This is a genomic window from Bacillus sp. FSL K6-1033, from assembly GCF_038630765.1.
In the GTDB taxonomy this organism is placed as follows: domain Bacteria; phylum Bacillota; class Bacilli; order Bacillales; family Bacillaceae; genus Bacillus; species Bacillus altitudinis.
On record NZ_CP152041.1, the window covers coordinates 1,129,036 to 1,155,600 of the forward strand.

Annotated in this window: 27 protein-coding genes, 1 riboswitch and 1 other annotated feature; of the genes, 18 read left to right on the plus strand and 9 right to left on the minus strand. The window is 38.9% G+C overall.

The window, feature by feature from the left end:
* Window positions 1–44 precede the first annotated feature (44 nt).
* Window positions 45–797, plus strand: coding sequence for a YjbA family protein (locus MHH31_RS05630; RefSeq protein ID WP_025207150.1), 753 nt, complete (start codon window positions 45–47; stop codon window positions 795–797).
* 35 nt (window positions 798–832) lie between these two features.
* Here MHH31_RS05630 and trpS read toward each other — a convergent pair whose 3' ends face one another.
* Together trpS and MHH31_RS05640 are read right to left on the minus strand one after the other, a co-directional pair.
* Window positions 833–1,828: a tryptophan--tRNA ligase gene (trpS, locus tag MHH31_RS05635; protein ID WP_342495364.1), complete on the minus strand. Its 996-nt coding sequence runs from the start codon at window positions 1,826–1,828 to the stop codon at window positions 833–835.
* A gap of 53 nt (window positions 1,829–1,881) precedes the next feature.
* Window positions 1,882–2,100: a binding site (T-box leader), on the minus strand.
* Between the two features lie 44 nt (window positions 2,101–2,144).
* Window positions 2,145–2,408 (minus strand): DUF3899 domain-containing protein, encoded by a 264-nt coding sequence (locus MHH31_RS05640; protein ID WP_223255625.1) that lies wholly within the window; start codon window positions 2,406–2,408, stop codon window positions 2,145–2,147.
* Window positions 2,409–2,857: 449 nt separating this feature from the next.
* On the opposite strand from MHH31_RS05640, the gene MHH31_RS05645 reads away from it, so the two are divergent.
* The 8 genes from MHH31_RS05645 to spxA all read left to right on the plus strand — a co-directional run bounded on the left by MHH31_RS05645 (window position 2,858) and on the right by spxA (window position 10,279).
* Entirely contained in the window at window positions 2,858–4,516 is a 1,659-nt protein-coding gene (locus MHH31_RS05645) for a peptide ABC transporter substrate-binding protein (RefSeq protein WP_050827153.1), read from the plus strand.
* A 109-nt stretch (window positions 4,517–4,625) separates the two neighbouring features.
* Complete coding sequence (gene opp3b, locus MHH31_RS05650; protein WP_035392438.1) at window positions 4,626–5,555, plus strand: oligopeptide ABC transporter permease; 930 nt, start codon at window positions 4,626–4,628, stop codon at window positions 5,553–5,555.
* Entirely contained in the window at window positions 5,555–6,583 is a 1,029-nt protein-coding gene (gene opp3C, locus MHH31_RS05655; RefSeq protein ID WP_035392435.1) for an oligopeptide ABC transporter permease, read from the plus strand. The genes opp3b and opp3C overlap by 1 nt, the downstream gene beginning before the upstream one ends.
* A gap of 18 nt (window positions 6,584–6,601) precedes the next feature.
* Window positions 6,602–7,663: an ABC transporter ATP-binding protein gene (locus tag MHH31_RS05660; protein WP_035392433.1), complete on the plus strand. Its 1,062-nt coding sequence runs from the start codon at window positions 6,602–6,604 to the stop codon at window positions 7,661–7,663.
* The gene (locus tag MHH31_RS05665) at window positions 7,656–8,582 is read left to right on the plus strand and encodes an ATP-binding cassette domain-containing protein (RefSeq protein ID WP_035392432.1); all 927 of its coding nucleotides are present in this window, start codon (window positions 7,656–7,658) and stop codon (window positions 8,580–8,582) included. Before MHH31_RS05660 ends, MHH31_RS05665 begins: the two co-directional genes overlap by 8 nt.
* Before the next feature lie 104 nt (window positions 8,583–8,686).
* Complete coding sequence (locus tag MHH31_RS05670) at window positions 8,687–8,974, plus strand: hypothetical protein (RefSeq protein ID WP_144666810.1); 288 nt, start codon at window positions 8,687–8,689, stop codon at window positions 8,972–8,974.
* Window positions 8,975–9,111: 137 nt separating this feature from the next.
* On the plus strand, window positions 9,112–9,690 hold the full coding sequence (locus MHH31_RS05675; protein ID WP_277519212.1) for a GNAT family N-acetyltransferase: 579 nt from the start codon (window positions 9,112–9,114) through the stop codon (window positions 9,688–9,690).
* A 193-nt stretch (window positions 9,691–9,883) separates the two neighbouring features.
* On the plus strand, window positions 9,884–10,279 hold the full coding sequence (gene spxA, locus MHH31_RS05680) for a transcriptional regulator SpxA (protein WP_003211421.1): 396 nt from the start codon (window positions 9,884–9,886) through the stop codon (window positions 10,277–10,279).
* Window positions 10,280–10,319: 40 nt separating this feature from the next.
* Here the strand turns inward: spxA and MHH31_RS05685 are convergent, their stop codons facing one another.
* Window positions 10,320–10,985 carry a TerC family protein gene (locus MHH31_RS05685; RefSeq protein WP_007499010.1) on the minus strand — a complete coding sequence of 222 codons (666 nt, stop codon included), beginning with the start codon at window positions 10,983–10,985 and terminating at the stop codon, window positions 10,320–10,322.
* Window positions 10,986–11,249: 264 nt separating this feature from the next.
* Between MHH31_RS05685 and mecA the strand changes: the two genes are divergently transcribed.
* From mecA to pepF, 4 genes are all read left to right on the plus strand, one after another.
* Window positions 11,250–11,915, plus strand: coding sequence for an adaptor protein MecA (gene mecA, locus MHH31_RS05690; protein ID WP_008348474.1), 666 nt, complete (start codon window positions 11,250–11,252; stop codon window positions 11,913–11,915).
* An 85-nt stretch (window positions 11,916–12,000) separates the two neighbouring features.
* Window positions 12,001–13,521 carry a cardiolipin synthase gene (cls, locus tag MHH31_RS05695; RefSeq protein ID WP_024720122.1) on the plus strand — a complete coding sequence of 507 codons (1,521 nt, stop codon included), beginning with the start codon at window positions 12,001–12,003 and terminating at the stop codon, window positions 13,519–13,521.
* Between the two features lie 161 nt (window positions 13,522–13,682).
* Complete coding sequence (locus MHH31_RS05700) at window positions 13,683–14,843, plus strand: competence protein CoiA family protein (protein WP_024720123.1); 1,161 nt, start codon at window positions 13,683–13,685, stop codon at window positions 14,841–14,843.
* Between the two features lie 214 nt (window positions 14,844–15,057).
* Window positions 15,058–16,884 carry an oligoendopeptidase F gene (pepF, locus tag MHH31_RS05705; RefSeq protein WP_282706805.1) on the plus strand — a complete coding sequence of 609 codons (1,827 nt, stop codon included), beginning with the start codon at window positions 15,058–15,060 and terminating at the stop codon, window positions 16,882–16,884.
* 226 nt (window positions 16,885–17,110) lie between these two features.
* Here pepF and MHH31_RS05710 read toward each other — a convergent pair whose 3' ends face one another.
* From MHH31_RS05710 to MHH31_RS05730, 5 genes are all read right to left on the minus strand, one after another.
* Window positions 17,111–17,284: a hypothetical protein gene (locus MHH31_RS05710; protein ID WP_008348466.1), complete on the minus strand. Its 174-nt coding sequence runs from the start codon at window positions 17,282–17,284 to the stop codon at window positions 17,111–17,113.
* Window positions 17,285–17,580: 296 nt separating this feature from the next.
* Window positions 17,581–18,492, minus strand: coding sequence for a ClpXP adapter SpxH family protein (locus MHH31_RS05715; RefSeq protein WP_007499002.1), 912 nt, complete (start codon window positions 18,490–18,492; stop codon window positions 17,581–17,583).
* Window positions 18,489–18,887, minus strand: coding sequence for a thiol management oxidoreductase (locus MHH31_RS05720; RefSeq protein WP_007499001.1), 399 nt, complete (start codon window positions 18,885–18,887; stop codon window positions 18,489–18,491). Before MHH31_RS05720 ends, MHH31_RS05715 begins: the two co-directional genes overlap by 4 nt.
* Before the next feature lie 277 nt (window positions 18,888–19,164).
* Entirely contained in the window at window positions 19,165–19,929 is a 765-nt protein-coding gene (locus MHH31_RS05725; protein ID WP_008348461.1) for a lytic transglycosylase domain-containing protein, read from the minus strand.
* A gap of 25 nt (window positions 19,930–19,954) precedes the next feature.
* Complete coding sequence (locus tag MHH31_RS05730) at window positions 19,955–20,530, minus strand: CYTH domain-containing protein (protein ID WP_025207157.1); 576 nt, start codon at window positions 20,528–20,530, stop codon at window positions 19,955–19,957.
* Between the two features lie 217 nt (window positions 20,531–20,747).
* Here MHH31_RS05730 and MHH31_RS05735 point away from each other — a divergent pair, with 217 nt between their 5' ends.
* The 4 genes from MHH31_RS05735 (at window position 20,748) to MHH31_RS05750 (ending at window position 23,553) form a co-directional block, all read left to right on the plus strand.
* Window positions 20,748–21,113, plus strand: a complete 366-nt coding sequence (locus MHH31_RS05735; protein ID WP_008348459.1) for a hypothetical protein — start codon at window positions 20,748–20,750, stop codon at window positions 21,111–21,113.
* A gap of 33 nt (window positions 21,114–21,146) precedes the next feature.
* Window positions 21,147–21,776, plus strand: a complete 630-nt coding sequence (locus MHH31_RS05740; protein ID WP_008348457.1) for a GTP pyrophosphokinase family protein — start codon at window positions 21,147–21,149, stop codon at window positions 21,774–21,776.
* Window positions 21,777–21,841: 65 nt separating this feature from the next.
* Window positions 21,842–22,642, plus strand: coding sequence for an NAD kinase (locus MHH31_RS05745; RefSeq protein WP_342495365.1), 801 nt, complete (start codon window positions 21,842–21,844; stop codon window positions 22,640–22,642).
* A 17-nt stretch (window positions 22,643–22,659) separates the two neighbouring features.
* On the plus strand, window positions 22,660–23,553 hold the full coding sequence (locus MHH31_RS05750; protein WP_045034754.1) for an RluA family pseudouridine synthase: 894 nt from the start codon (window positions 22,660–22,662) through the stop codon (window positions 23,551–23,553).
* A gap of 40 nt (window positions 23,554–23,593) precedes the next feature.
* On the opposite strand, the gene prpE is transcribed toward MHH31_RS05750, so the two are convergent.
* Window positions 23,594–24,337 carry a bis(5'-nucleosyl)-tetraphosphatase PrpE gene (gene prpE / locus MHH31_RS05755; RefSeq protein ID WP_017359667.1) on the minus strand — a complete coding sequence of 248 codons (744 nt, stop codon included), beginning with the start codon at window positions 24,335–24,337 and terminating at the stop codon, window positions 23,594–23,596.
* A gap of 160 nt (window positions 24,338–24,497) precedes the next feature.
* Here prpE and MHH31_RS05760 point away from each other — a divergent pair, with 160 nt between their 5' ends.
* On the plus strand, window positions 24,498–26,345 hold the full coding sequence (locus tag MHH31_RS05760) for a monovalent cation:proton antiporter family protein (RefSeq protein ID WP_274660968.1): 1,848 nt from the start codon (window positions 24,498–24,500) through the stop codon (window positions 26,343–26,345).
* A gap of 53 nt (window positions 26,346–26,398) precedes the next feature.
* A riboswitch (TPP riboswitch) is annotated at window positions 26,399–26,508 on the plus strand.
* Window positions 26,509–26,565 lie beyond the last annotated feature (57 nt).

Consider the following 26,565-nt stretch of genomic DNA (forward strand, 5'->3'; position numbering starts at 1 on the left):
GCCCATACTGTGGACAACAGTTTTTAAAAAGTGAGGGATTGGTTATGTTATTTCTTCATGACGTATGGGTGAATTGGTTTGAAGGGGAAGAGAATGGCTATAATGTGTGCCATTTTCATGAGTGGCGCAAGGAGGACAGCGTGGAGCTGTTAGATCAAGTACCTTTACTCAAGGTGCAGAGTCCTTTGTTTGATTACATAGAGAATGATCTATCAGAGCTGCCAAAGACGCTGCTAGAGACTGTATTTGAGAAATCATATATTCGAAAAAATCATGAACGCCGTAAATTAGAGTATTGCTTTGTGGTCACGGACGGGATTAGAATCATCGCTGTGGATACGATTGGTTATTCCATCCCTGTGAGAAAGAGCCGATTGATTCCAAGACAGGAGCAATTGGTCTATGAAATGGTGAAAGATGTGAAGGCAGAGGAGTATGAATTCACGCCGGACAGCCTTGAATCGACGAAAGAATATCACATCCTATCATTACCACCGCAGCATATCAGCGGATTAACGAGAAAAGAAAGACAGCTGAAGCAGCTGATGTTTATGGCGCTAGATCAACTAAAGGGGCTTCAAAACCGAGCAGAAATTGCCTATTGGTATACAGAATGGAATCCGCGTATGTACAACCAGATCAAACGAATGTCTTTCGAGGAAATTTGGAACATGCTTTATAACGAAACCATTGATGGATGGTCAGAAAACCATTTAGCCTTTTGTGAAAAAATGATTAAAGGACAGCCATTTTTTGAAAAACTTTGGGAAATGGAAAACGAATCAAAAGTGAATTAGAAAAAGCTTGCAGCTCAATATGCTGCAAGCTTGTTTTATTTGCGTTTCCGGCCAAGACCCATTGCATTCTCCATTTTTTTCAGCATTTTGTTTGCCGCACGGTTTGCCTTTTCAGCACCCTCATCTAAAATGCGGTCAAGCTCATCTGACTCAATGAGTTCATAATAGCGATCTTGAATCGGTTTTAACGCATCCACGACCACGTTCGCAAGATCTCCCTTAAATTCACCATAACCTTTGCCTTCGTATTTTTGTTCAAGCTCTGCAATCGATACGTTCCCTAATACAGAATAAATCGTCAGCAAGTTGGCAATTCCAGGTTTGTTTTCTTTGTCATATTTGACGATGCCTTCTGAATCAGTCACAGCACCTTTGATTTTCTTTTCAAGCTGTTTTGGCTCATCTAATAAGGTAATGAAAGATTTTTGGTTCGGATCAGATTTGCTCATCTTTTTCGTTGGGTCTGTTAAAGACATAATCCGAGCGCCTTCTTTTGGAATTTTGACTTCAGGTACAGTAAAGATGTCGTTATACTTTCGGTTAAAGCGTTCAGCAAGCGTTCTCGTTAATTCAAGATGCTGCTTTTGATCTTCTCCTACAGGAACTAAGTCCGTACCGTATAACAAAATATCGCCAGCCATTAATGGCGGATACGTTAATAGTCCTGAAACGACTGCTTCCTTACCAGCAGATTTGTCCTTAAATTGAGTCATTCTTTCTAATTCCCCAATATAAGCGACACATTGCAGCATCCATCCTGCCTGGGCGTGGGCAGGTACCTCTGATTGGATAAACAATGTTGCCTTCTCTGGATCAAGTCCCACTGCCAAATAAAGAGCGGCTAAGCTTCTAATATTTTGTCGAAGGGCTAAACGATCCTGACTGACCGTAATGGCATGCTGATCGACCACACAAAAGTAGCCGTTGTAATCATGCTGAAGATCGACAAATTGTTTCATCGCTCCAATGTAGTTCCCCAATGTCACAGAACCGCTAGGCTGAATGCCTGAGAAAATCGTCTTTTTTGTCATACTAAAACCTCTTTTCTTCAATATAAAAAGGCCCATCCATCACTTTTCAACAGAAAAGGGACGAATGAACCGTGGTACCACCCTTGTTATTTCAATACGAAATCACTCAAGACGTTGATATCGGAGACTGCTCCGTCTAAGCCTACTGACTCTGTCAAGTGTTCGGTTAGCTGCTCCAAAGCCCATTCCATACATGCCATTATCTGCTTGCACCGACCGCAGACTCTCTGTAAACGGTGAATATATGTACTCTTCTTTTTCATCGCAAAAATGTAATTTCATTCATTATAAATAAGCAAAAATCAAAAGTCAAAACTTACATATAATAAATCAAGAGCAATATTAACATTTCAATGAGTAAACTCAAACCTAATGTTCTTAAGGTTGAAAAGTTACTTTGAAAAGATGATGATAAATGTTTGTTTAAACTGTCATCAACATGGTCCTTTTGCTTATTTAAAGAATCAAACACCTTTCGGAAGCTGTAAGATATTTGATCAAAAAATCCACTTTTTAAAGTGATGAACGATAACCACACTAGCAAAGTGCCAGAAGCTAAATAAAATGTGATGTTAATCATGCTTAAGAAAGATATGTGCCCATAAAAGAGGAAGCTTAAAATGAAAACAAGGCCATTAGAACTAAGTAAAAGAATAAAAAATCTAATAACAATCACTCCTGCGCATTAAAACTTTACTGTACTAAAATAGCAATAAAAACGTTTAATTCAAGACTTTCACTATATAAGAAAAACGAAACAAGGAACGAAGCTGTTGTTTTAATCAATTTCTTGATATCAGTTTACAATGAATCATGAAGATTGCCAATTGTATAGACAGGATTACTTCTGATTAGGTATTTAAGATCACGAAATCTCAGAAAAATAACCAAATTATTTCAATTTTTTAATAAAAATATTAAAAAACAGTGGAAATATGAAAATTTTCTTAAAAAAATGAATGCACAATTACTTATTTGCTAGTATAATAGTTCCTGTAGTTCATTTATGAAGGGGAGGTCAACAACTAGATGAAAAAGTCTAAATTTTCACTGCTTTTAGTTTTTTTATTGGTGCTGACTATTTTTGTATCTGCATGTTCAGGTAAACAAAGTAGCGACAAGGGCACTGCATCCAAAGATTCAAAACAAGAGGCTACAATTTTAGAATCACAGGAAATGCCTGCAATGGATACAATCCAAGCGAGTGATACAATCAGCTTTACGACTATGAATAACGTGTTTGAAGGTTTGTATCGTTTCAACGATAAAGAAGAATTAGTGCCTGGTATGGCTGATGGGGAACCAGTTGCTAACAAAGATAAAACAGTTTACAACATCAAAATTAAAGATGCAAAATGGTCTAATGGTGACCCAGTTAAAGCTCAAGACTTCGTATATGCATGGCAACGTGCTTTAGATCCAGAACAAAAGTCTGAGTATGGCCCATATATGATGGTTGGTAAAATTAAGAATGCTGATAAAGTTTACAACAAAAAAGCAAAGCCTGAGGAACTAGGAATTAAAGCTGTAAGCGATAAAGAACTGCAAATTACACTTGAAAAACCAATTCCTTACTTCCAATCTCTGCTTTCATTCCCAACATTCTATCCAGTGAATGAAAAATTCGTTAAAGAACAAGGTGACAAATATGCGAAGACTGCAAAGAACCTTGTATACAACGGACCATATGAACTTTCTTCTTGGGATGGACCACAAGCAACTACTTGGGAATACAAAAAGAATGAAGAATATTGGGACAAAAAGAACGTCTCTATGACAAAACTTACTTTTAAAGTATCTAAAGATCCACAAGCAGCTGTTAACGCATTTGAAGCGGGAGAAGCTGATATTACACCTAAATTATCAACACCTGCCATCATCTCTCAATACGAAGGTGATAAGCGGATGAAAAGATTACTAGAACCTACTGTGTTCTGGTTGAAAATGAACCAAGGAAATAAATCTTTAAAGAATGAAAACGTTCGTCGTGCAATTGCAACGGCAATTGATAAAGAAGCGTTTGTAAATGATGTATTGCAGAATGGTTCAGTTGCTGCATACTATCAAATTCCAAAAGATTTCGTACATGATGAAAGCGGAAAAGACTTCCGTGATGGAATGCCTAAATACTTAGAAACTAATAAAGATGAAGCGAAAAAGCTTTTTGAAAAAGGGTTGAAAGAATTAGGAACGTCTAAAGTAACGCTTAATTACTTAGGTGATGATTCTGAGACAGCTAAAACAATCGGTGCTTTCATTAAAGATCAGCTCGAGAAAACTTTACCTGGCTTAGATATCAATATTCAAAGTGTTCCTTTCGCTACTCGTATTGATCGTGATAAGAAAGAGGATTACGATCTTCAGATGGCTGGATGGGGTCCAGATTACCTTGATCCGATCACGTTCTCTGACTTGTTCATCACAGGTGGCGGAAACAACCACATGGGTTACTCAGATAAAAAATATGATCAGTTGTTAAAAGATGCATCTGGCAAATTAGCTGCTAAACCTGAAGAACGCTGGAAAGCTTTACAAGAAGCTGAAAAAGTATTATTACAAGATGACGCAGCACTTTCACCAATTTATCAGAGAGCAACTAACTATCTGATTAATAACAAAGTAAAAGGATTTGTCATTCACAAAGTTGGACCTGAATTCAGCTACAAATGGATGAAAATTGAAGGATAATTAACAATCTTATAGAAAAGAGAGTGTATTCTCTGAATATACTCTCTTTTTCACTGAGAGAAATATGTCGAAATATACAGAAAAGTCAGTTTTATCAGGAGGTGCAAGTATGCTGAAATACTTAATCAGACGGGTTGCCTACATGGTTGTTACCCTCTTCATCATTGTTTCAATCACTTTTTTCTTAATGAAACTTATTCCGGGTTCTCCTTTTGTTAATGCGCAAAAGTTATCAGAAGCTCAACAAGCTGTACTTAATGCAAAATATGGACTAGATCAGCCAATTCCTGTTCAATATTTTCATTACATGATTAATACATTCACTGGGGATTTAGGTGTTTCATTCCAATTCAACAATACCTCCGTAACAGAACTTCTTTCATATCGAGTAGGACCATCTGCTGTCCTAGGCCTTCAAGCGATTATTTTAGGAACGATTGTTGGTATCTTTTTGGGAGTAGTTGGAGCTTTAAGACAGAACACATGGGTGGATTACTCTGCTACTTTCTTGGCAGTTATCGGTAAATCAATTCCGAGTTTTGTATTCGCTGGATTACTTCAGTACTATATTGCGGTGAAATTGGGGTTATTACCAACTCAATTTTGGAATGGGTTTGAATATACAATTTTACCTACTATAGCGTTAGCAATGTTCCCTATCTCCATTTGTGCTCGTTTTATGAGAACAGAAATGGTTGAAGTACTTGAGACAGATTACATTTTACTTGCAAAAGCAAAAGGAGCAGGCTATTTTGAGATCGCATTTAAACATGCAATGAGAAATGCTTTAATACCTGTTGTCACAGTACTTGGTCCATTGACTGTTAGTTTAATGACGGGATCACTAGTAATAGAAAAAATCTTCTCAATTCCTGGAATTGGTGAGCAGTTTGTTAAAGCCATTACAGTAAACGACTACCCAGTTATCATGGGTACAACTATCTTATTTGCCGTTCTTTTTGTAGTGGTTGTATTTATTGTCGATATTCTATATGGAATTATCGATCCTAGAATTCGTGTAGCGGGAGGTAACAAATAATGAAACAGCAAGAAGAAAATATTGATAAAAGTCTGTTTGAACCCGCTGGTGTTGATACATTATCTGCTGAAAAAATTGAAAAACCAAGTCTAAATTATTGGCAAGACGCATGGCTTAGAATTAAAAAGAATAAAGCCGCTGTTGTTAGTATGGTGATTTTATTTTTAATTGTATTCATGGCGCTCGTCGGACCATTAATTAGTGGCAAAGACTTTAGTACTCAAACAACGTCTGAAGCGAACTTACCGCCGCGAATCCAAGGGTTAGAGCATGTTAGTTTCTTACCTTTTACTGGTGAAAGAACACTAAAAAATGGTGATGTGGTCAATCCATATGAACAAAAAGGGATTGAACATTACTACTGGTTCGGTACCGATAATCTTGGGAGAGATCTATTTACACGTGTGTGGAAAGGAACTCAAATCTCACTGCTTATTGCTGTTGTTGCAGCTGTGATCGATTTAATTATTGGTGTTGCCTACGGCGCTATTTCTGGTTATTTCGGTGGGAAAATTGATAATGCGATGCAGCGGATTTTGGAAGTTCTAATGGGGATTCCAAACTTAATCGTTGTCATATTAATGATTCTCGTCTTAAAACCAGGGATTATTCCAATTATTATTGCACTAAGTATTACCGGGTGGATCAGTATGGCTAGGGTCGTGCGTGCTCAAGTCATGAAGCTGAAAGAACAGGAATATGTACTAGCCGCTAGAACTTTGGGATTAAGTAACTTTAAAATTATCTTTAAGCACATGTTGCCAAACTTAACAGGTGTGATGATTATTAATACAATGTTCACTATTCCTAGTGCGATCTTCTTTGAAGCTTTCTTAAGCTTTATTGGATTAGGTCTGCAAGAGCCGCAAGCTTCACTAGGGACATTAATTGAAGATGGGTTTAAATCAATGATCGCTTTCCCATATCAGATGGTTTATCCAGCAATTATCATTAGTGTTATCATGATCGTCTTTAACCTTGTTGCCGACGGTGTGAGAGATGCACTTGATCCAAAAATGAAAGATTAGTACGGGGCGGTGATGTTGATGAATAAACAAGAAACGATTTTAAAAGTAAATGACTTAAATATTTCATTCCACACATTTGCTGGCGAAGTTAAGGCAATTCGAGGTGTGAATTTTGAATTGAAAAAAGGTGAGACGCTTGCCATTGTTGGAGAATCAGGCTCTGGTAAATCGGTAACTTCTAAATCAATCATGGGTCTGCTTCCTAAATCTAACTCCGAAGTGAAAAAAGGAGAGATTTTGTTTCAAGGTAAAAACCTAACAAAACTTTCTGACAAACAGATGCAGAAAATAAGAGGGAAAGATATTGCCATGGTCTTTCAAGATCCAATGACATCTTTGAATCCGACAATGACAATTGGCAAGCAAATTATAGAACCCATCTTAAAACATCAAAATGCAAGTAAAGAAGAAGCTAAAAAAAGAGCACTTGAGCTTTTGAGTCTTGTAGGTATTCCGAAACCGGAACAGAGGTTCAAGCAATACCCTCATCAATTTTCTGGTGGGATGCGACAAAGGGTTGTCGTTGCAATAGCTCTTGCTTGTAATCCGAAAATTTTAATTGCAGATGAGCCAACTACTGCTTTAGATGTAACCATTCAAGCCCAAATTTTAGAACTGATGAAAGATCTTCAAAAGAAGATTGAAACATCTATCATCTTTATCACACATGATTTAGGGGTCGTTGCGAATGTAGCAGATCGTGTAGCGGTTATGTATGGTGGTCAAATTGTTGAAATTGGCACCGTAGATGAGATCTTCTATAACCCAAAACATCCATATACTTGGGGATTACTGAGCTCTATGCCAAGTCTTGATGCAAAAGAGGAGAAATTGTTTGCCATTCCAGGCACGCCGCCTGATTTGCTGAATCCTCCAAAAGGAGACCCGTTTGCGGCTAGAAATCAATTTGCAATGAAAATTGATTTTGAACAGCAGCCGCCTTTATATCAAGTATCAGAAACTCATTTTGCAGCTACATGGCTTTTACATCCTAACGCACCAAAAGTAGAACCTCCTGAATCAATTAAGCAAAGAATGCGACAATTTAATGCGCAAAAAGGGGGGGATCACATTGAGTGAAAAAGATGTTATTTTACAAGTGAAAAATCTTAAGCAATATTTTAATGTGGGTAAACCTAATGAAGTAAAAGCTGTTGATGATGTCAGCTTTGACATTTATAGAGGTGAAACATTGGGTCTTGTAGGTGAATCTGGTTGCGGGAAATCCACTACTGGGAGAACCATCATTCGTCTATATAATGCAACAGGTGGCGAAGTTATTTTTAACGGGCAGAATGTGCATGATAAAAAATCAACAACAGATCTTAAACAATTTAACCGAAAAATGCAAATGATCTTTCAGGACCCATATGCCTCCCTCAATCCAAGAATGAAAGTTGTGGATATTATTGCAGAGGGTATCGATATTCATGGTCTTGCAAAATCAGCACAAGCACGTAAAGACCGTGTATATCAATTGCTTGAAACAGTTGGTTTGAATAAAGAGCATGCGAATAGATACCCGCATGAATTCTCAGGCGGTCAAAGGCAGCGTATTGGGATTGCTCGTGCGTTAGCTGTTGAGCCGGATTTCATCATTGCCGATGAGCCAATCTCTGCACTAGATGTGTCGATCCAAGCGCAGGTCGTCAACTTAATGAAAGAATTGCAAGAAGAAAAGGGCTTAACGTATTTATTCATTGCCCATGACCTTTCCATGGTGAAATATATCAGCGATCGTATCGGTGTGATGTATTTTGGGAAATTGGTTGAGCTGGCACCAGCGAATGAATTATATGAAAACCCGCTTCATCCATATACAAAATCATTACTATCTGCGATTCCGCTTCCAGATCCTGATTATGAGCGTAACCGCAAACGGATTAAATACGATCCATCTGTTCATAAAGGAACAAATACGGAATTTCGTGAAGTGAAGCCAGGTCACTTTGTCAGCTGTACTGAGGAAGAATTCAAAGAGATCAAAGCAAAACAATAAGAATAGAGAAGAAGCACTGCGATATCAGTGCTTCTTTTTTATTTTACAAAAAAACAAGTTGATGGTAATTTTTATGTAAAATGAGTAAACCAGGAGGAAATGAAATGTTGTTATGGAAGACGTTTCGCTATTCATGTCTTCACTTTTTTATCGTCACGATGCTTTTTTCAATATCTTTTTTATCGAAACCAAACGGAGGAAAGTGGATGATCGCATTTTTAGTGCTCATTTGCATCATTTCGTTTTCGGTTGAATTTGCTGTGTATCGGCGCACGAATAAACAGAAGGAAGAAGTCCGGCGTATGAAGTACCTTTATTTCATCATGTTTCAGATCGCCATGACACTTCTTTTGTTTACTTGCTTTCAAATGCTCATGAATCGTTCGATATAAAACTTTTTTGCTTTCTCTTGAAAAAAAGTGAAACCACCAATGGCATTGCTGCGTCTTACTAGTACAGGCGTTTAAATAGCAGGAAATCGGGAATAGATAAGGAAGTGGTTCTTAACTACATCATAAGGAGCGGATCCATGAATTGGTATGAAAAGCTCAGTGAATACTTCCCGATAGAAGAAATGAAGTCAAAAGAGCATATGGAAGCTTTATTAAAGGAAAGAAGTGATATTTATCATAAAGAAGAAGGGCCTCATCATGTGATGATGTACGCTGAATTTGATTCTTTCATCTTTATTGATTATTTATTTGTTTCCAAGGATGCAAGAGGTGAAGGCCTCGGCTCAAAGCTCATTCATAAGCTGAAGGAAAAAAGAAAACCGATCTTGCTTGAGGTCGAGCCTGTAGATGAAGATGATGCAGATACTGCAAAACGCCTAAAGTTTTATCAGAGAGAGCACTTCAAGCATGCTGAATCAATTGGTTATAAACGCAGGTCACTTGCAACGAATGAAGTGAACCGCATGGAAATTCTTTATTGGTCGCCTCGTACAGATAATGAGGAAGAAATGATGGAGGCCATGAGAAAGACGTACGAAAGAATCCATACGTATAAAGACGAAGAGTGGTATGGACAATCGTATGAGGATGTTGATGATGTGCTGAAGCCCGTTGAAAATAGAAAACAAAAAAATATTTTCGATCATCTCGACTAAATGAGAATGTTCAGACTTCAAACATCAGCACAAAAAGAATGAAATTGTCTAGTTTTTGTCACAAAAATTGCAAGAAAATCTGTTCACACTTACTTTTTTATAGTATAATCACTATAAAGATTACTTATTTAGAACAATTTTAATTTAAGAATACAGATCAATATTCATTCTACAAATTGAGGAGTGAAGATTTATGGTAACATTATACACATCACCAAGCTGTACATCATGTAGAAAAGCAAGAGCGTGGTTAGAAGAGCACAATATTCCATACCAAGAGAGAAATATCTTTTCTGAGCCTCTTTCAATCGATGAAATCAAAGAGATTCTTCGTATGACGGAAGATGGTACAGATGAAATTATCTCAACACGTTCTAAAGTATTCCAAAAACTAAATGTAAATGTTGAGACAATGCCGCTTCAACAATTGTATAAACTAATCAATGAGCACCCTGGTCTTCTAAGACGTCCAATTATTTTGGATGAAAAAAGACTGCAAGTTGGGTACAACGAAGATGAAATTAGACGTTTCCTTCCTAGAACGGTTCGTACATTCCAACTTCGAGAAGCTCAGCGACTCGCTAACTAATAGACAACACGAAAAGCTGCCGATCATTTGGCAGCTTTTTTTATTTATTTTCAGCCGTTTGTTCGTAAAAGAGACTGGCTAAAATAACGGTTGCGACGGTTAAAAAAGGAAGCAACAATTCAAGTGTTGTATGCTGCGCCATAAATTCATTCAGTTTTACATCACGGACAATCATTTCTCCGCCTGTAAAAGCTAAAAGGGCACTCCCTCCGTATAAGAGAATCGGAAACTTGGTTAGTGCTGCATGAATCAGCTTACTTCCCCAAATAATAATCGGAACTGAAATCATTAAGCCAAAGGCAGTGAGCACCATGTTCCCTTTAGCTGCCCCTGCAACAGCGATCACATTATCAAGTGACATAAAAAGATCTGCAATCACGATGGTCTGAACAGCACGCCAAAGGGAGCCGCTGCTTTTAATCCGAATGGATTCTTTCTTTTGTTCAATTAACAAATTGTATCCTATATAAAGGAGAAAGAGACCGCCGATAAATTGCAAATAGGGGATGGTCAATAAATAAACGGCAGCACCAGTCATGGTGATTCTCATCAGCACTGCCAAAAGTGTGCCGATCCATATGGCTTTGTTTCGTTTTTCATTTGATAAGCTTCGACTGGCCATCGCAATGATTAATGCATTATCTCCGCCTAATATGAGGTCTATGCCAATAATCATCAGTAAGGATACGATCCACTCTGTTTCCATCCAGTTCACCTCATTTCACTAAAATAGCTCGTACAACCAATATATGAGGACAATTCAAATATATGTTTCTGCAAGTTTTCTCTGCAAAAAATGCGTTTTTATTTCTTTTATTCATGTTTTATCATAAAATAGACAGTACACAGCAATACCTCATTTCTTTAAATGGTTAACATGTAGACGGAACGGGTAAAGTGTAGTAAAGTACTATTAATTGGGAGCTTGTATGTCCCTTCAACATCTTATATAGAAGGGAAGGTTGGCAAAATGGAAATCGAAAGAATAAATGAACATACAGTCAAATTTTATATTTCCTACGGTGATATTGAAGATCGCGGTTTTGACCGTGAAGAGATTTGGTATAATCGTGAGCGCAGTGAAGAGCTGTTCTGGGAAGTGATGGACGAAGTGCACGAAGAAGAAGAATTTGCAGTAGAGGGACCACTTTGGATTCAAGTACAGGCACTTGATAAAGGTCTTGAAATTGTCGTGACAAAAGCCCAACTTTCTAAAGATGGACAAAAGCTCGAATTGCCGATTCCAGAAGATAAAAAAGATCAAACAGATGAAGAAAGTTTAGATGCTCTGCTTGATGATTTTCATAAAGAAGAGCAAGATCAAGAAGATCATAATGAGAAGGACAAAAAACTTCAACTTCAGTTCGTATTGAAAATGGATGACTTTGAAGATTTGATTGCACTTTCTCAATTAAATATGCAGGATTTTACGACAAGTTTATATTCGTTTGAAAACCGTTATTATCTATATGTTGACTTCCACGAGGATTTGTCAGATGAGCAGGTGGAGAATAAGCTTAGTATTCTGCTTGAATATGCTCATGAATCAGTGGTCAGCATCTACAGACTGCAAGAATACGGTCAGCTGATTGTCAAAGAGAATGCGCTTGAAACGATTCAACAGCACTTCTCGTAACAACCAAAAGTCGATTTCTATAGAGGAATCGACTTTTTTATCTGAATGAAAAAGTAAATAAAGTGATCGGCAAGGAGAAAATGAAATGAGAAATGTAGTCAAAGTTCTATTTTTTCTTATCATTACGATAGGTGCTTATTTGATTATCCAAATTTTTGCCGGTGATCTAGCGGTAAGTGTATTAAGTTCCGTCAGTGTTCTATTCACTTTATCGATTATCTTCATCGGGTTTGTCATTTTCTTAGAAAACAGAAATCCCTCTCAAACGATTACGTGGCTTGTGCTGCTTGGGAGCTTTCCGCTTTTCGGGTTTTTGTTTTATATTTTCTTTGGACGCAATATTAAAAAGCGCAGACTTTTTGAAAAGAAAGCGGTACTGGATGAACAGCTTGTCCAGGAAGATGAACGTATCCACAGAGAAGCAATTGAAAAAATGACTCATATGGGTGACCATCAGCAGCTCTTATTTAAGCTGGCCCACAGACTTGGACATACCCCTATTACGTATCGCACATCCTCTAAAGTTCTGACCAATGGAGAAGAAACGTTCTCTCATATTTTTGAAGAGATCAAAAAAGCAACACATCACATTCATCTAGAATATTATATTCTCCGTCATGATGATCTGGGACAAGAATTAAAGGACATTTTAATCGAGAAAGCAAAAAATGGTGTGATTGTCCGCTTTTTATATGATGATGTAGGCAGCCTAAAACTCTCCCGTCAATATATTGCTGACTTAGAAAAGGCTGGCGTGCAGATCGTTCCGTTTTTACCAGTGAGACTGCCCTTATTAAATAATAAAATCAATTTCCGAAATCACCGGAAAATCGTGGTGATTGATGGAGAAGTAGGATTTGTCGGAGGACTTAACATTGGGGACGAATATATGGGTAGAAGCAGACAATATGGATTTTGGCGTGATACACACCTGATGATTAAAGGTGAGGCCGTTCGTGATTTGCAGCAGATTTTTATGCAGGATTGGTATTACATGACCAACGAAAGGTGCTCGGGTGTGGATTATTTTAAAGATTTCAGCCATATGGAGAGTCGAGCAGAAGGCGTACAAATGATTGCGGGTGGTCCTGATAAACAGTGGGAAGTCATTAAAAATCTTTTTTTCTCCATGATTATCTCCGCCAAAAAATCAATTTGGATTGCTTCACCTTATTTTGTACCTGATGATGATATTTTGTCCGCACTGAAAATTGCTGCGTTGAGCGGAGTCGATGTGCGAATCATTGCGCCGAAAAATCCAGATAAACGCATCGTATTTCATGCGTCCCGTTCATACTTCCCCGAACTTTTAGAAGCAGGTGCGAAGGTATACGAATATGATCAAGGCTTTATGCATAGCAAGTTTATCATTGTGGATAGTGAGCTAGCATCAATTGGTACAGCAAATATGGATATGAGAAGTTTTCATCTGAACTTTGAAGTGAATGCTTTCCTCTATAAAACAAAAAGCACAGAGAAGCTGGTCAACGATTTCTTAGGTGATTTAGAGCAGTCGCATGAAATTGTTCCAGAAGAATTTGCGAAGAGACCTTTGAGGGTGAGGCTGTTTGAATCAACAGCAAGATTGTTATCACCACTTTTATAAAAATTGTATTTCCCCCTTTTCTAAAAGGGGGATTTTTGATTTTACTAAGGGAAAGCAGGTTGAAATCGTGTTTTGACACGGTAAAAGTTCATTTTCGATATTCGCTTTCTTGTGAGAGAAAAAGCTATAATACGGTCATCAAAGAGCAAGGGGCGAAATATATGAATGCAGCGATCATGGAGAATGGCAAGCTGGTTCGCATCACACAACATCTGACTAAAAGGCGGCTAGAGCATGTAAGAGCTACGTGCAAATTTTACTGTCCTGAATGTAGGCAGGAGGTTCTATTAAAGCTAGGTGAGCATCGTGTCCATCATTTTGCACATAAACAGCTCTCGGCATGTCCATTAGCGTCCACCGGTGAAACAGCTTATCATCAGGCAGGGAAAATGGCTCTTAAGGATTGGCTCACGCAGCTTGGATATGAGCCGTTACTAGAGAAATATGTTTCAAACATTCAGCAGCGCCCTGATGTGACCGTTGCTATAGAAAATAAAAGCTATGCCATCGAATTTCAATGTGCAAATATTTCGTGGAAAGAGCTATATAAACGAACGGAAGGTCTCCATGCTGCGGGGCTCTATCCTATATGGATCATAGGGGCGAATCGTTTAAAACGAATGGCTGGCCAACTCTTTTCATTCTCCTCCATTCATTGGGGAATTTTAAGGCAGTCAAAGAATAGGAGACTCATTTTTTATTGTCCGATCCAAAATAGATTCATCCACCTGGATCAACTTCTCGTGTTTCAGCCAACGAAAATATGTGCCTCAATGACCGTTAGACCGCCTTCAGCTTATCGCCAACTACCAGCACTCTTATCTGTTTCCTCGAGCAATCATCAATTGTATAAAGAGTGGCTCAAGTGTATTCGGCAATTTAGGGAGCGGCCACCCCGCATTTTAGCAAATGAAAGCAAGCGTTTAAGAACCATTTTTTATGAGCATCATCAAACAGCATGGCCATTTCTACCGACAGAATTATTTATCCCCCTGACAGAAGCATATATCTTTTCAAGCCCTGTTTATGTGTGGCAAGGATGTCTTTATGATTGGATGGTTAGAAAGGGAAAAGAACAAGTGACCATTCATCTACTTTTAAAAGAAATTAAGCGATGTGTCCAGAATAAAGAAGTGAAGCTCCGATATGCCAATGTCACAATAGAAGAAATCAAAGGGGTGATCATTTCATATGTACGGGCGCTTGTGAATCTAGGGTTTTTATACATGACGAAAGAGGGTAATTATCAAGTAACGTCGAATCAAAAGCCTATACAAACAGCAGATGAAGCGATAAAACGAGATGCTTTCTTATTTCATTAGCATGTTTCATGCCCACTTTGATCATGATAAGAAAAAGGTGGTGCTGCTATTGAATAGAAAGAAACGCTTTTTTCTCATTTTTTTAGTTTGTTTGGTATTTATTTCTGCATATGATTTGACAAATATAGTTCAAAACAAAGAAGATAAATACAACACCAATTTCTTTCACTTTCCGAAAGGTTGGTTCAACACAACTCATGCAAGGGGGATTCATATGACTTCACAAAATAACAACAATCATTTACCAGACAGAAGCGAAGTAAAAGAAGAAAACAAATGGCGCCTTGAAGATATTTTTGAAAGTGTCGATTCTTGGAATAAGGAATTCGAAGCTGTAAAAAAAGAAATTCCGAAGCTCGCCCAATTTAAAGGCAAGCTGGCCCATTCTGCTGATGTCTTGTATGAAGCCCTAACATTTCAGGATCAACTTTCTGAAAAACTTGGCAAGCTTTATACATATGCGCACATGAAATACGATGAAGATACAACAAATTCATCATTTCAGGCTTTAAATGATAAAGCATCCAATTTATTTACACAGCTGTCTAGTACATCTGCCTATATTGTTCCGGAAATTTTATCTATTCAAGAAGATAAGTTGCAGCAATTTATTTTGGAAAAAGAAGAATTAAAACTTTATTCTCACGCTCTCGAAGAAATTAACAAAGAGCGTCCGCATATTTTAAGTGAGGAGCAAGAAGCTTTATTAGCTGAAGCCTCTGAACCTTTATCAACATCATCCACTACGTTTAGTATGTTTAATAATGCAGATATTTCGTTCCCTTCTGTTAAGGATGAAAATGGAGAAGAAAAGAAAATTACTCATGGCAACTTCATTACCTTTTTAAACAGTGATGATCGTGAAGTGAGAAAGAATGCTTTTAAAGCCGTTTATAAAACGTATGATCAATATAAGAATACTTTGGCGTCTACACTCAGTGGCTCGATTAAAAAGGATAATTTTTATGCGAAAGTACGTCATTACAAATCTGCAAGAGAAGCAGCGTTATCACGCAACAGTATTCCTGAAGAAGTGTATGACAATCTAATTGATACAGTTCATCAATATTTACCGTTATTACACCGCTACATTGAATTGCGTAAAAAGGTATTAAAGCTTGATGAAGTGCACAATTATGACTTGTATACACCATTAGTAAAAGATGCTGGCATGAAGCTGACCTATGATGAAGCAAAGGATTATATGCTGAAAGGGTTAGCGCCATTAGGAGAAGAATATGTTTCGGTATTAAAAGAGGGACTCGAAAATCGCTGGGTAGACGTTTATGAGAATAAAGGGAAACGAAGCGGTGCGTATTCTTCTGGAAGCTATGGTACGAATCCTTATATCTTAATGAACTGGCAAAATAATATTGATAATTTATTTACACTGGCTCATGAATTTGGTCACTCTGTACATAGCTACTATACAAGAAAGCATCAGCCATATCCGTACGGAAACTACAGTATTTTTGTAGCGGAAGTAGCTTCTACAACAAATGAAGCATTACTAGGTGAATACTTACTGAATCATTTAGAGGACAAAAAGCAGCGCTTGTATGTGCTCAATCATTTGTTAGAAGGATTTAGAGGGACGGTATTCAGACAAACGATGTTTGCAGAGTTCGAGCACCTGATTCATGTGAAAGCGCAAGAAGGGGAGGCATTAACGCCAGAGTTTATGACGAACCTGTATTACGACCTGAATAAGAAGTATTTTGGCGACGGTATGGTTGTGGATAAGGAAATCGGATTAGAATGGACGCGAATTCCGCATTTCTATTACAACTATTATGTGTATCAATATGCGACAGGCTATAGTGCGGCTCAGGCATTAAGTAAACAAATTTTAGAAGAAGGGAAACCTGCGGTGGAGCGCTATACAGACTTCCTTAAAGCAGGAAGCTCTGACTATCCAATCAACGTGCTGAAAAAAGCTGGTGTAGATATGGCATCGAAAGAGCCAATTGAGGCAGCATGTCAATTGTTTGAAGAAAAATTAAAGGAAATGGAAGAGCTCATCTCAAAGACTGGTGAGTAACGAGAAGACTTCTGTCAGATGTGTGAGTGCAAACTCACCTTTTGGCAGGAGTTTTTTCTTGAAATAAAAAGACCAGATTGTTGACAAAGGGCTAAAATGAACTTAATTTTAGCCCTTTGACTTCTTTTTAGCGTGATAGAAAACCTTTGCAGGACTGACACCGAATGCGAGGGTTTGCCTACACGCTAGACCTCGTCTATATGAACGAGGTTTGTACATTCAATGATTACGCTTTAAATCCTTTGAAGGTTTTTCGGTGATTCATTCGATAGAGTGTAAAGAGAATGGAAGCGAATAGGAGTGGAGATGTCAGGTAAAGAGGCAGCATCTTCATTAAGCCTAATATATTTAAACAGAAACATAAGCCAATGGCAACAAGTCCGATGGTTGTGCTGCGCATGCAGATCCCCCCATTTTTTTGTTACTTTCACTATATGAAAGTGACAGTCCTCTTATGTTTTGTGACAAAAATATGAACATATAGTATATCGGTTGTCATAAGTCGACAAAATTTGATATACTACAGATGTGAAATTAATCACATACAAACATTACCCCTTTGTTTGACCGTGAAAAATTTCTCCCATCCCCTTTGTTGTCGTTAAGACATAGTGAAACCGCGCTTATCCCGGCGCGGTTTCTTCGTACTTATAAATAGAACAAGTGTTCCTTTGGGAGTGAAGAAAAAAACATGGGTCAGCACCCATGTTCATTCTCACAGCGGTAGACATCAAGATCTGAATGATTGTCTCCTTCTGTATAACGCCAAAACATTTCTTGATGTACTTGTACACGTTCTACCTTTTTAGCAAATGCGAGTTTTTTCATCTCGCGTTCAACTTCTTCAAGGGTCAGGTCATATACAACGGCAATTTCTTTTGCTGATGCAAATTGAAAGTAAGCGATAAACCATTCAATTGGCGGTCGTTCTGAAGGTGTTGGTTTTTCGCCAATCATTTCAAAGAGAATTTCCTCGTAAATATCATAAGAATATGCACCTGAAATCTTTAATCCTTCTTCACCATTTATCGTATTAAAAAAGGCGAAAGTGGGAAGCTCAGACACATCCATTTCAGCTGCGATTTTCATATCACATTGGAGCGCTTTGACAGCACTTTGAGAATGGATATCTCGCTGGAACTCTTCAATGTCCAGTCCAGCCGTTTTTGCATTTTCTAGCAAGACTTGTTCACTGGTGACGTCCTGCTGATGGCAAAAAAGCGATTCTTGAATGAGTCGTAAAAATTTCATTCCGCATTTTCTGCCCTGAAGTTCAGCTGCTTTTAATGCAAGAGAGGCGAGATAAGGTGATGTCACAATTTGTTCAGACAGCATTTGTTCTTTTTTGGTCTGAGTTTTCGTGGCAAATTTCCCCCACGCTTCGGTTAGTAAATGTTTTTTTCGTTTCCGGTTCAAAGCATTAATACTAGAACTTGTAACCGTTCGTAAAGTGAAGAAACGGCCATATTTCATTTTCAACTTTTTAATTGATGGCTCTAATAACCAGCAGTCCGGGCTGAGAGGATCAATGAATACATAGATTTCAATCGGCTTTTGAGGATGTCCGTGACAATGTGAGAAATATTGCTCATGCGGATTGCAGCTCAAGATCGTCCGTCCTTTTCAGGTATTTGGTTGACCATGTGACGAGCCGTCAAAGACAGCCGCTCAAATAAAAAGTCACGAATATCGCCGGTTAGTCCTACTTGATCCATTGCATCCTCCATGCATTCAAGCCATGCGTCCGCCCGCTCCTCAGTAATCGGAAAAGGGAGATGTCTCGCCCGTAGCATTGGGTGACCATGCTCCTCAGTATAAAGCGGCGGTCCGCCTAAATATTGAGTTAAGAACTGTTTTTGTTTTCTTGCTGTTTCTTTTAAGTCATCCGGGAAAATAGGATGAAGCAAAGGATGACACTTTACATTTTCATAAAAAGTATCAACAAGTTGCGATAGAAGTTCCTCTCCAACCGCTTCGTAAGGTGCGTTAAACGATTGTACCATGTTGACTACTCCTTTAACTCGTAGCTAATAGGATGGCTCACCCTATTGCGAATTTCATGTATTTCAAAAGTGATATTCAGTTTGTTCTATTTTGTTGTTTCTATTCTTGTATACTTATTTTAACAACCTCTACTCAATTCCACAAACAAACCGCTTTGGTGCTTTGGGAATAGTGAGGGAGACAGGGTCCGTGTTCAATTGACCATATCATAACACATTCAGTCAAAAAAGGGTGAAAAGCGACATACAAAAAACCGAAGAGGTTATTCTCTTCGGTTTAGGCGAAATATTGAGCTGTGATTTTCTTTACATAATTTTGTGTTTCTTTAAATGGAGGAATGCCTCCGTACTTATCTACATTCCCTGAGCCTGCGTTATAAGCGGCTAAGGCAAGTGAGACATTTCCATTATATTTTTGCAGCATTTGTTTTAAATACTTCGTTCCGCCTTCAATGTTTTGGGCTGCATCAAAGGCATTGTTCACGCCAAGTGATTTAGCAGTAGACGGCATAAGCTGCATCAGTCCAAGTGCACCTGCATGGCTGACAGCATTCGTGCGATAACCGGATTCTTGCTTGATCACTGCGTGGATCAGCTTTTCTGGAACTCCGTGCTTTTGAGCCATTTGTGAGACGATCTGATTAATCTCTTTTGATGAAGAGCCTGAAACAGCTTTTTGAAGCGGCGGTGTGTAGCTGTTATTTAAGACGTTTCCAATACCATTTGCGGTATTCAATTGGCTGTCATTTGCATAAAGAGACTGAGATTGAAGCTGTTCACTGCCCGCTATCGCAGATAAATATGGATTCATGCGTGCATATTGCGTGTTCGGAGACGTTGATGGGTCCGATCCCATGAAAGCAGAAATGGAAAGCGGGAGACGAGATAATTCTGATCCGCCTAAAAAATCTTGCAACAGCGACTGGAATGAAGTCTCAGCGCTTGATTCTTGTCCAGCTGTGAGTTGTGTTTGTCCGTTATCAGATTGTAACGTTTTGAGTGCTTGAAGCTGCATAAAGGATTGAAGTTGATTGACGTTCATCATGTTCCTCCTTCAAGGAATTCATCTATTCTTTTGTTTTCATTTTTTCTTCATAAAAACGTACGACTTTGTTTTTCGTGTGTCTTGGTGGGATTTGAAATAGCTGAAGCAATGCTGTGAAAGCGGCTTGTCCAATGTCTAAATCGCTCACTTCAAATTCAAGTTCATAGTCCTCTACTGTTAAATATCGGCTGTGATCCAAAACAATTAAGCCTTCTTTGATCATTTTTTCTGCTCTTGACGTTTCCAGTGAACCAAAATACACGATTTGATCCTTTTGGATGTGAAGGTGTACTAATCTGTCTGCCACTTCACCTTCTGGCAGGTGGAAATGTTCAAGGCTTTCGGGAGGATCGATCGTTTGGTGAGTTTCCAAAAGGCCGATCTCATGCGGTTCCTTTAATGTGAGGACCCACTGCCCGCCTTTTTCTCTCATTCGTAATGCAGCGAATTTGGATTTTATATCAAATTGAGGTGTATCAAAATAATAGTTGGTTTGAGTGTGGAAGTCCTCGTCCTTTAATTGAAAGTATTCTTTTAGCTGTTCAAATTCTTCTTTCATTAATAATTGTTTTAGTTCTATCTCAATTTCCTGTGCCATTTTGACATCAACCTTTCATTTAGAGGAAATATGATTATTGTACATGAAAAGCTTCTTTTTTTCTTATTTATTCCTTAAAAAGAGACGTATATAGATGCTAAATGAGGCAAAATGAACAACGAAATTGAGAAATCAAATTTTCTCAAAAAGTTCGGTTTATCAATATTGAACTTGATATGATAAAATAAAGCTGTACTTTGTTGTAAAGGAGATCATGATGCAAAACAGAATTGAAATCACAGAAGCAACTTTAAAAGAAGACAGGCTGATCTTGACGGTCCAGTCAGATGAGCAAATTCAAAAAGCAAAAGCATCAGGACAAATGCTTGTTGATTCTGATCACTTTGCGTTCGTTTACATACTTGAGACTGAGGAGTCTTTTACGTATCTTATTTTAGGAGAACATACATGGGCTCCATTAAAAGAAGCAATGAATCGTGAAATCCCTGTCTATTTGGCGGCGGAAGAGCAAACGCTAGAACTCATTCAACTTCATCAGGAATTAAATTATTTAATCGACAATATTAAAGACAATGCCAATTACGGAGATATGGAAGAGAAAGTGAAGAGCACATTCCTCTGAAATAATTAGGTATTTGGAATTGGGGGAAGTTTCATGGACAAAAAACAATGGGATCAATTCCTCGCACCATATAAGCAAGCAGTCGAAGAATTAAAAGTGAAACTAAAAGGCATTCGAAAACTGTATGAATTTGAGGATGACCATTCACCAGTAGAATTTGTCACTGGCCGAGTGAAACCCGTTGCCAGCATATTGGAAAAGGCAAAGCGTAAAAACATCCCGATGCATGAGATTGAAACGATGCAGGATATTGCAGGGCTTCGCATTATGTGCCAATTTGTAGAAGATATACAAGTCGTCAAGAAAATGCTCCAGTCACGAAAAGATTTCGTGGTTGTAGATAAACGCGACTATATTGCAGAACATAAAGAAAGCGGATACCGCTCGTACCACCTTGTTGTGTTATATCCGCTACAAACGATCAATGGAGAGAAGCAGCTCCTCGTCGAAATCCAAATCCGTACATTAGCCATGAACTTTTGGGCGACCATCGAGCATTCTCTGAATTATAAATATAGCGGGAATATCCCGGAGAAGGTCAAGCAGCGCCTTCAAAGAGCTTCTGAGGCAGCATCTCTTCTTGATGATGAGATGTCTGAAATCAGAGGGGAAATTCAAGAAGCGCAAGTGGCATTTTCCCGGAAAAAGAAAAACGATAGCTGAGCCTAAGCTTGATCAAATATGATGCTGCCCTCTTATAGCAGCAAGGTGGAAAAGGAGAAGAATTCATGAAATTTGCAGTTTCTTCGAAAGGGAATTCTGTATCTGACACACTTAAAAATAAAATACAGACCTACTTATTGGATTTTGGAATGGAATTAAATGAAGAGGAACCCGATCTCGTCATTACAGTTGGCGGAGACGGAACCCTTTTATACGCTTTTCACCGGTATAGCAACCGTCTGAACGAAACCGCTTTTGTCGGCGTACATACAGGCCATCTTGGTTTTTATGCGGACTGGGTCCCGAGTGAAATTGAAAAGCTTGTGTTAGCCATTGCCAAAACGCCTTATCATATTGTGGAATATCCGATTCTTGAAGTCATCGTCAGGTACAACGATGGGGGCAGGGAAGAAAAATATTTAGCAATGAATGAATGTACGATTAAAAGTATGGAAGGTACACTTGTGGCAGATGTTGAGATTAGGGGTCAGCTTTTTGAAACATTCAGAGGAGATGGTCTTTGTTTGTCTACACCATCTGGCAGTACAGCCTATAATAAGGCACTTGGCGGGGCTATTATTCACCCATCCATTAGGGCGATCCAGCTGGCAGAAATGGCTTCAATCAACAACAGAGTGTTTAGAACGGTCGGTTCGCCGCTCATTTTGCCCGACCACCATATGTGTGTGATCAAACCGATTAATGATGTGGATTTTCAGGTGACGATAGATCATTTGTCGCTGCTGCATAAAGATGTGAAATCCATTCAATGCCGAGTGGCAGACGAGAATGTCCGGTTTGCCCGATTTAGACCATTTCCGTTTTGGAAAAGGGTGCAAGATTCCTTTATCGGCAAAGGAGAATAAGAAAGAGGTTGTTCTCGCTGGAATACTTTAAGATAAACAAAACCATATCAGCCAAAGAAGAAGGCAGGCTGCTGAAGGACTACTTAATCGATCTTGGCATTTCAAAACGAATGCTGACAGATATTAAATTTGATGGCGGTGACCTTCTGATTAATGGAGAGCATGTGACCGTGAGATATGAGCTGCGCGAGGGAGACAGGCTCACCATTTTATTTCCCGAGGAAAAAGTGAGTGAAGGGCTAAAACCTGCGGCCATTCCGCTTGATATTTTATTTGAGGACGAGCACGTGCTTGTGCTGAATAAAAAGCCGTATATCCCATCGATTCCTTCTCGAGAGCACCCTGAGTATAGTATTGCAAATGGGGTGCTTCACCATTATGCTGAACAGCCTGTTCGACTGACTGTCCATTTGGTGAACCGTCTTGATCGTGATACTTCTGGTGTCATGTTAGTCGCTAAACATCGCTTTGCACACAGCCTTTTATCAAAGGCGCAGAAAAAAGGGGAAGTCAAGCGAACGTATAGAGCCATTACACATGGCATGATCACGCAAAAGGAAGGAACAATTAGAGCAAAAATTGCTCGAAAAGGGGACAGCATTATTGAACGAATGGTGGATGAATCTGGTCAGGAAGCCGTAACACATTATACGGTGCGGGCGGTACATACTCATTTAGATATGTCTGATGTGTCCCTTACCCTTGAAACGGGAAGAACTCATCAAATTCGTGTTCACATGCAATTCCTTGGTCATCCGCTTGTTGGAGATACGCTATATGGTGGAACAAGCGAGAGAATAGGCAGGCAGGCACTTCATAGTGAAACCCTTGTTTTTCCGCATCCGATAACAGGGGAGTCCATGACCTTTTCGGCTCCTTTGCCGGATGATATGACATTATTGCTTCAGTAAACAAGTAAACCCGGTCACCTGTCATGGTGGACCGGGTTTTTTATTGCGTGAAATGCTGAAATCTTGAATCATCATATGGCATAGATGAAGGAACAGATACGGTCTCAAGCTCTGGATATCTAAGGGCAGAGAGCTTGTGGCCAAAGACGCAGCCTGTATCAATGTTAACCGTTCTACCGATAAATCTTGGTTCTTTTACGGGTGTATGCCCGTACACAATCCATGGTTTTCCGTGATATTCCTTTGCCCAGTCCTTCCTGACAGGTCGACCGTCTGGCCATGTTTCTCCGGTGACTGCTCCAAATAATAGATAAGACCTCATTTGTTTGTTCGGTTTTTTGCCAATATCCTTTTCCTTCATCGCTGCGTGTGCAATGATCAGTTCATTCGGAATCAGTACATCATAAAGCGGTGCCTTTTCAAATAAATGTTTAAATTCACGTGATAAAATGGTTTGTTCATCATGCGGCAGGTTTTTGATTTCATTCACTGTTGTTTCAATGCCATGCAGTAATTTTACGGGATTTCCTTTCAAATAGCGATACAGCTTAAAACAATGGTTACCAGGCACATAGCGGATTGCGCCCTTAGAATAGGCGTGTATGACAAATTGCATGACGGCAACTGATCGAGGGCCGCGGTCTGTTAAATCACCAACAAGGGCCAGTGTTCTCTTATCAGGGTGGACAGGTAGTCCATGTTTGAGTTCGTATCCTAGTTTGTGTATGAGGGTAAGCAGCTCTTCGTAGCAGCCGTGGATATCGCCGATGATATCGAATTTCATAAAGGTTCCTCCTGATTTTTTCATCCATTGATCGGATATAAAGAAGTTTGAATTTTAGAAAATATAACGAATGGCTTTCATTTCATTTGCGCAATTGTTAGAATCAATGCTTTAACGTAAAACTTAAAAATTAAACATGAATGTTAGGAGGCTTTAGCCAATGGAGCATACATCTGTTTCATCACTCGTTGTCGTTATTATTGTAGCCTTTTTCACCCCCATTTTATTGCACCGATTTAAGCTGACCATCCCGGTCGTTGTCGCTGAAATCATCATGGGGCTCATCATTGGAAAAAGCGGTCTTCAACTAGTTGTTGAACACGACGCATGGCTAGATACGTTATCCATGCTAGGTTTTATTTTTCTTATGTTTTTAAGTGGACTTGAAATAGATTTTTCTTCTTTTGAATCAAAGAAGAAAGCGCGAGAACTACCAAATGGATTAAAAGAACCGAATACATTTAAAACAGCGACCATTATTTTTGTTGGCGTATTTTGTATGTCCTTTATCCTGTCTTATGCGTTTGTCCTTGCAGGATTTATTCAAAATGCCTTTTTAATGACGCTTATTATTTCCACCATCTCATTGGGTGTGGTAGTTCCTACCTTAAAAGAGGAAAAGTTGATGCAGACGAATATTGGTCAAATCATTTTGCTTGTAGCCGTCATTGCTGATTTGGTGACAATGATTTTACTTGCTGTGTTTTCCTCCATTTATGGCGATGGAACAGGGAACATGTGGTTGCTCTTATTATTATTTGCGGCAGGTATTCTTCTTTATTTATTTGGCAGGGTATTTAAGACAAAGTCCATTTTTCAGTCCATGTCAAAAGGAACGGTGCAAATTGGGACAAGAGCCATCTTTACTCTCATTATAGTCTTAGTTGCCTTATCTGAATCACTCGGTGCTGAAAATATTCTTGGGGCTTTTTTAGCAGGTGTGCTTGTGTCTCTTCTTTCGCCTAATAAAGAGCTCGTACAGCAGCTGGACTCGTTTGGCTATGGATTTTTAATTCCGATCTTTTTTGTGATGGTCGGTGTGGACCTGAATATATGGTCACTCTTTAAAGATCCAACCATCATGATCATGATTCCGCTACTGTTTATCGCATTATTGCTTAGTAAACTCGTTCCGATTCTTTATTTAAAAAAATGGTATGACATGAAAAAAGTTATCGGTTCTGGTTTTTTATTAACCTCGACGTTATCCCTAGTTATTGCTGCTGCAACGATTGGTGAGCGGCTTGGTGTCATTGATCATAAAATGTCAGGAGCCCTTATTCTAGTCGCTGTGCTCACGAGTGTTTTAACACCTGTTTGGTTTAAGGCCTTATTTAAACAAGAACGTGAAACCAATCATAAAAAGCGTGTGACGTTTATTGGAGCGAATCAGCTGACGTTACCTGTGACGCTTGATTTGCATCAGGATGAATATGACATCCGTATTTTACACGTCTTTCAGGAAAATAAAGAAGCCTTGCTTGCTGACTCCATCTTTGAAGTTGAAGCGATTGAACAATATGACGATGATACGCTCAGGCAGGCTGGCATCGGGCAAGAGGATGTGCTCGTTGTGGCTACAGGCAGTGAAACGAAAAATAAGGAAATTGCTTTATTTGCAAAAGAAGAAGGGTCTAAACAAGTCATTGCAAGTGTTAACAAAGCGGAAACCGAGCTGACTTTAAAGGAAGCAGGGATCGATACCTTTTCTAACTTCTTATCATCTAAAACGGTGCTGAGGGCATTGATTGAAGCACCTGATGCGATTCGCTTGTTAACAAATGAGGATTCTTCTTTGTATCAAATTCAAATGAACAATCATCGGTATCATAATGTCATGCTGAGGGAATTTCCTTTTACCGGCGATTTGGTGTTTGTCCGTATTTTTAGAGGAATTGACAGCTTAGTACCGCATGGGGATACGACACTTAGAAGCGGTGACCGCGTGCTTGTGTCTGGCTCCCGGGAGTATGTGGCAGGACTTAGAGCCCAATTAGAGTTGCAATGAACCCTTGACCGATGAACAAATCCTGATTAAGATAGAGGTACAACAATATATGTTTGATCCACTAGGGGAGTCCTTTAAAAGGGCTGAGATAAAAGTGTAGACTTTTAGACCCTCATTACCTGAACAGGTTCATACCTGCGTAGGGAAGTGGTGCGGTGTTTGACTATGCTTTTTACAAATTCCAAACCACTTTCCACGCGGAAAGTGGTTTTTTTATATG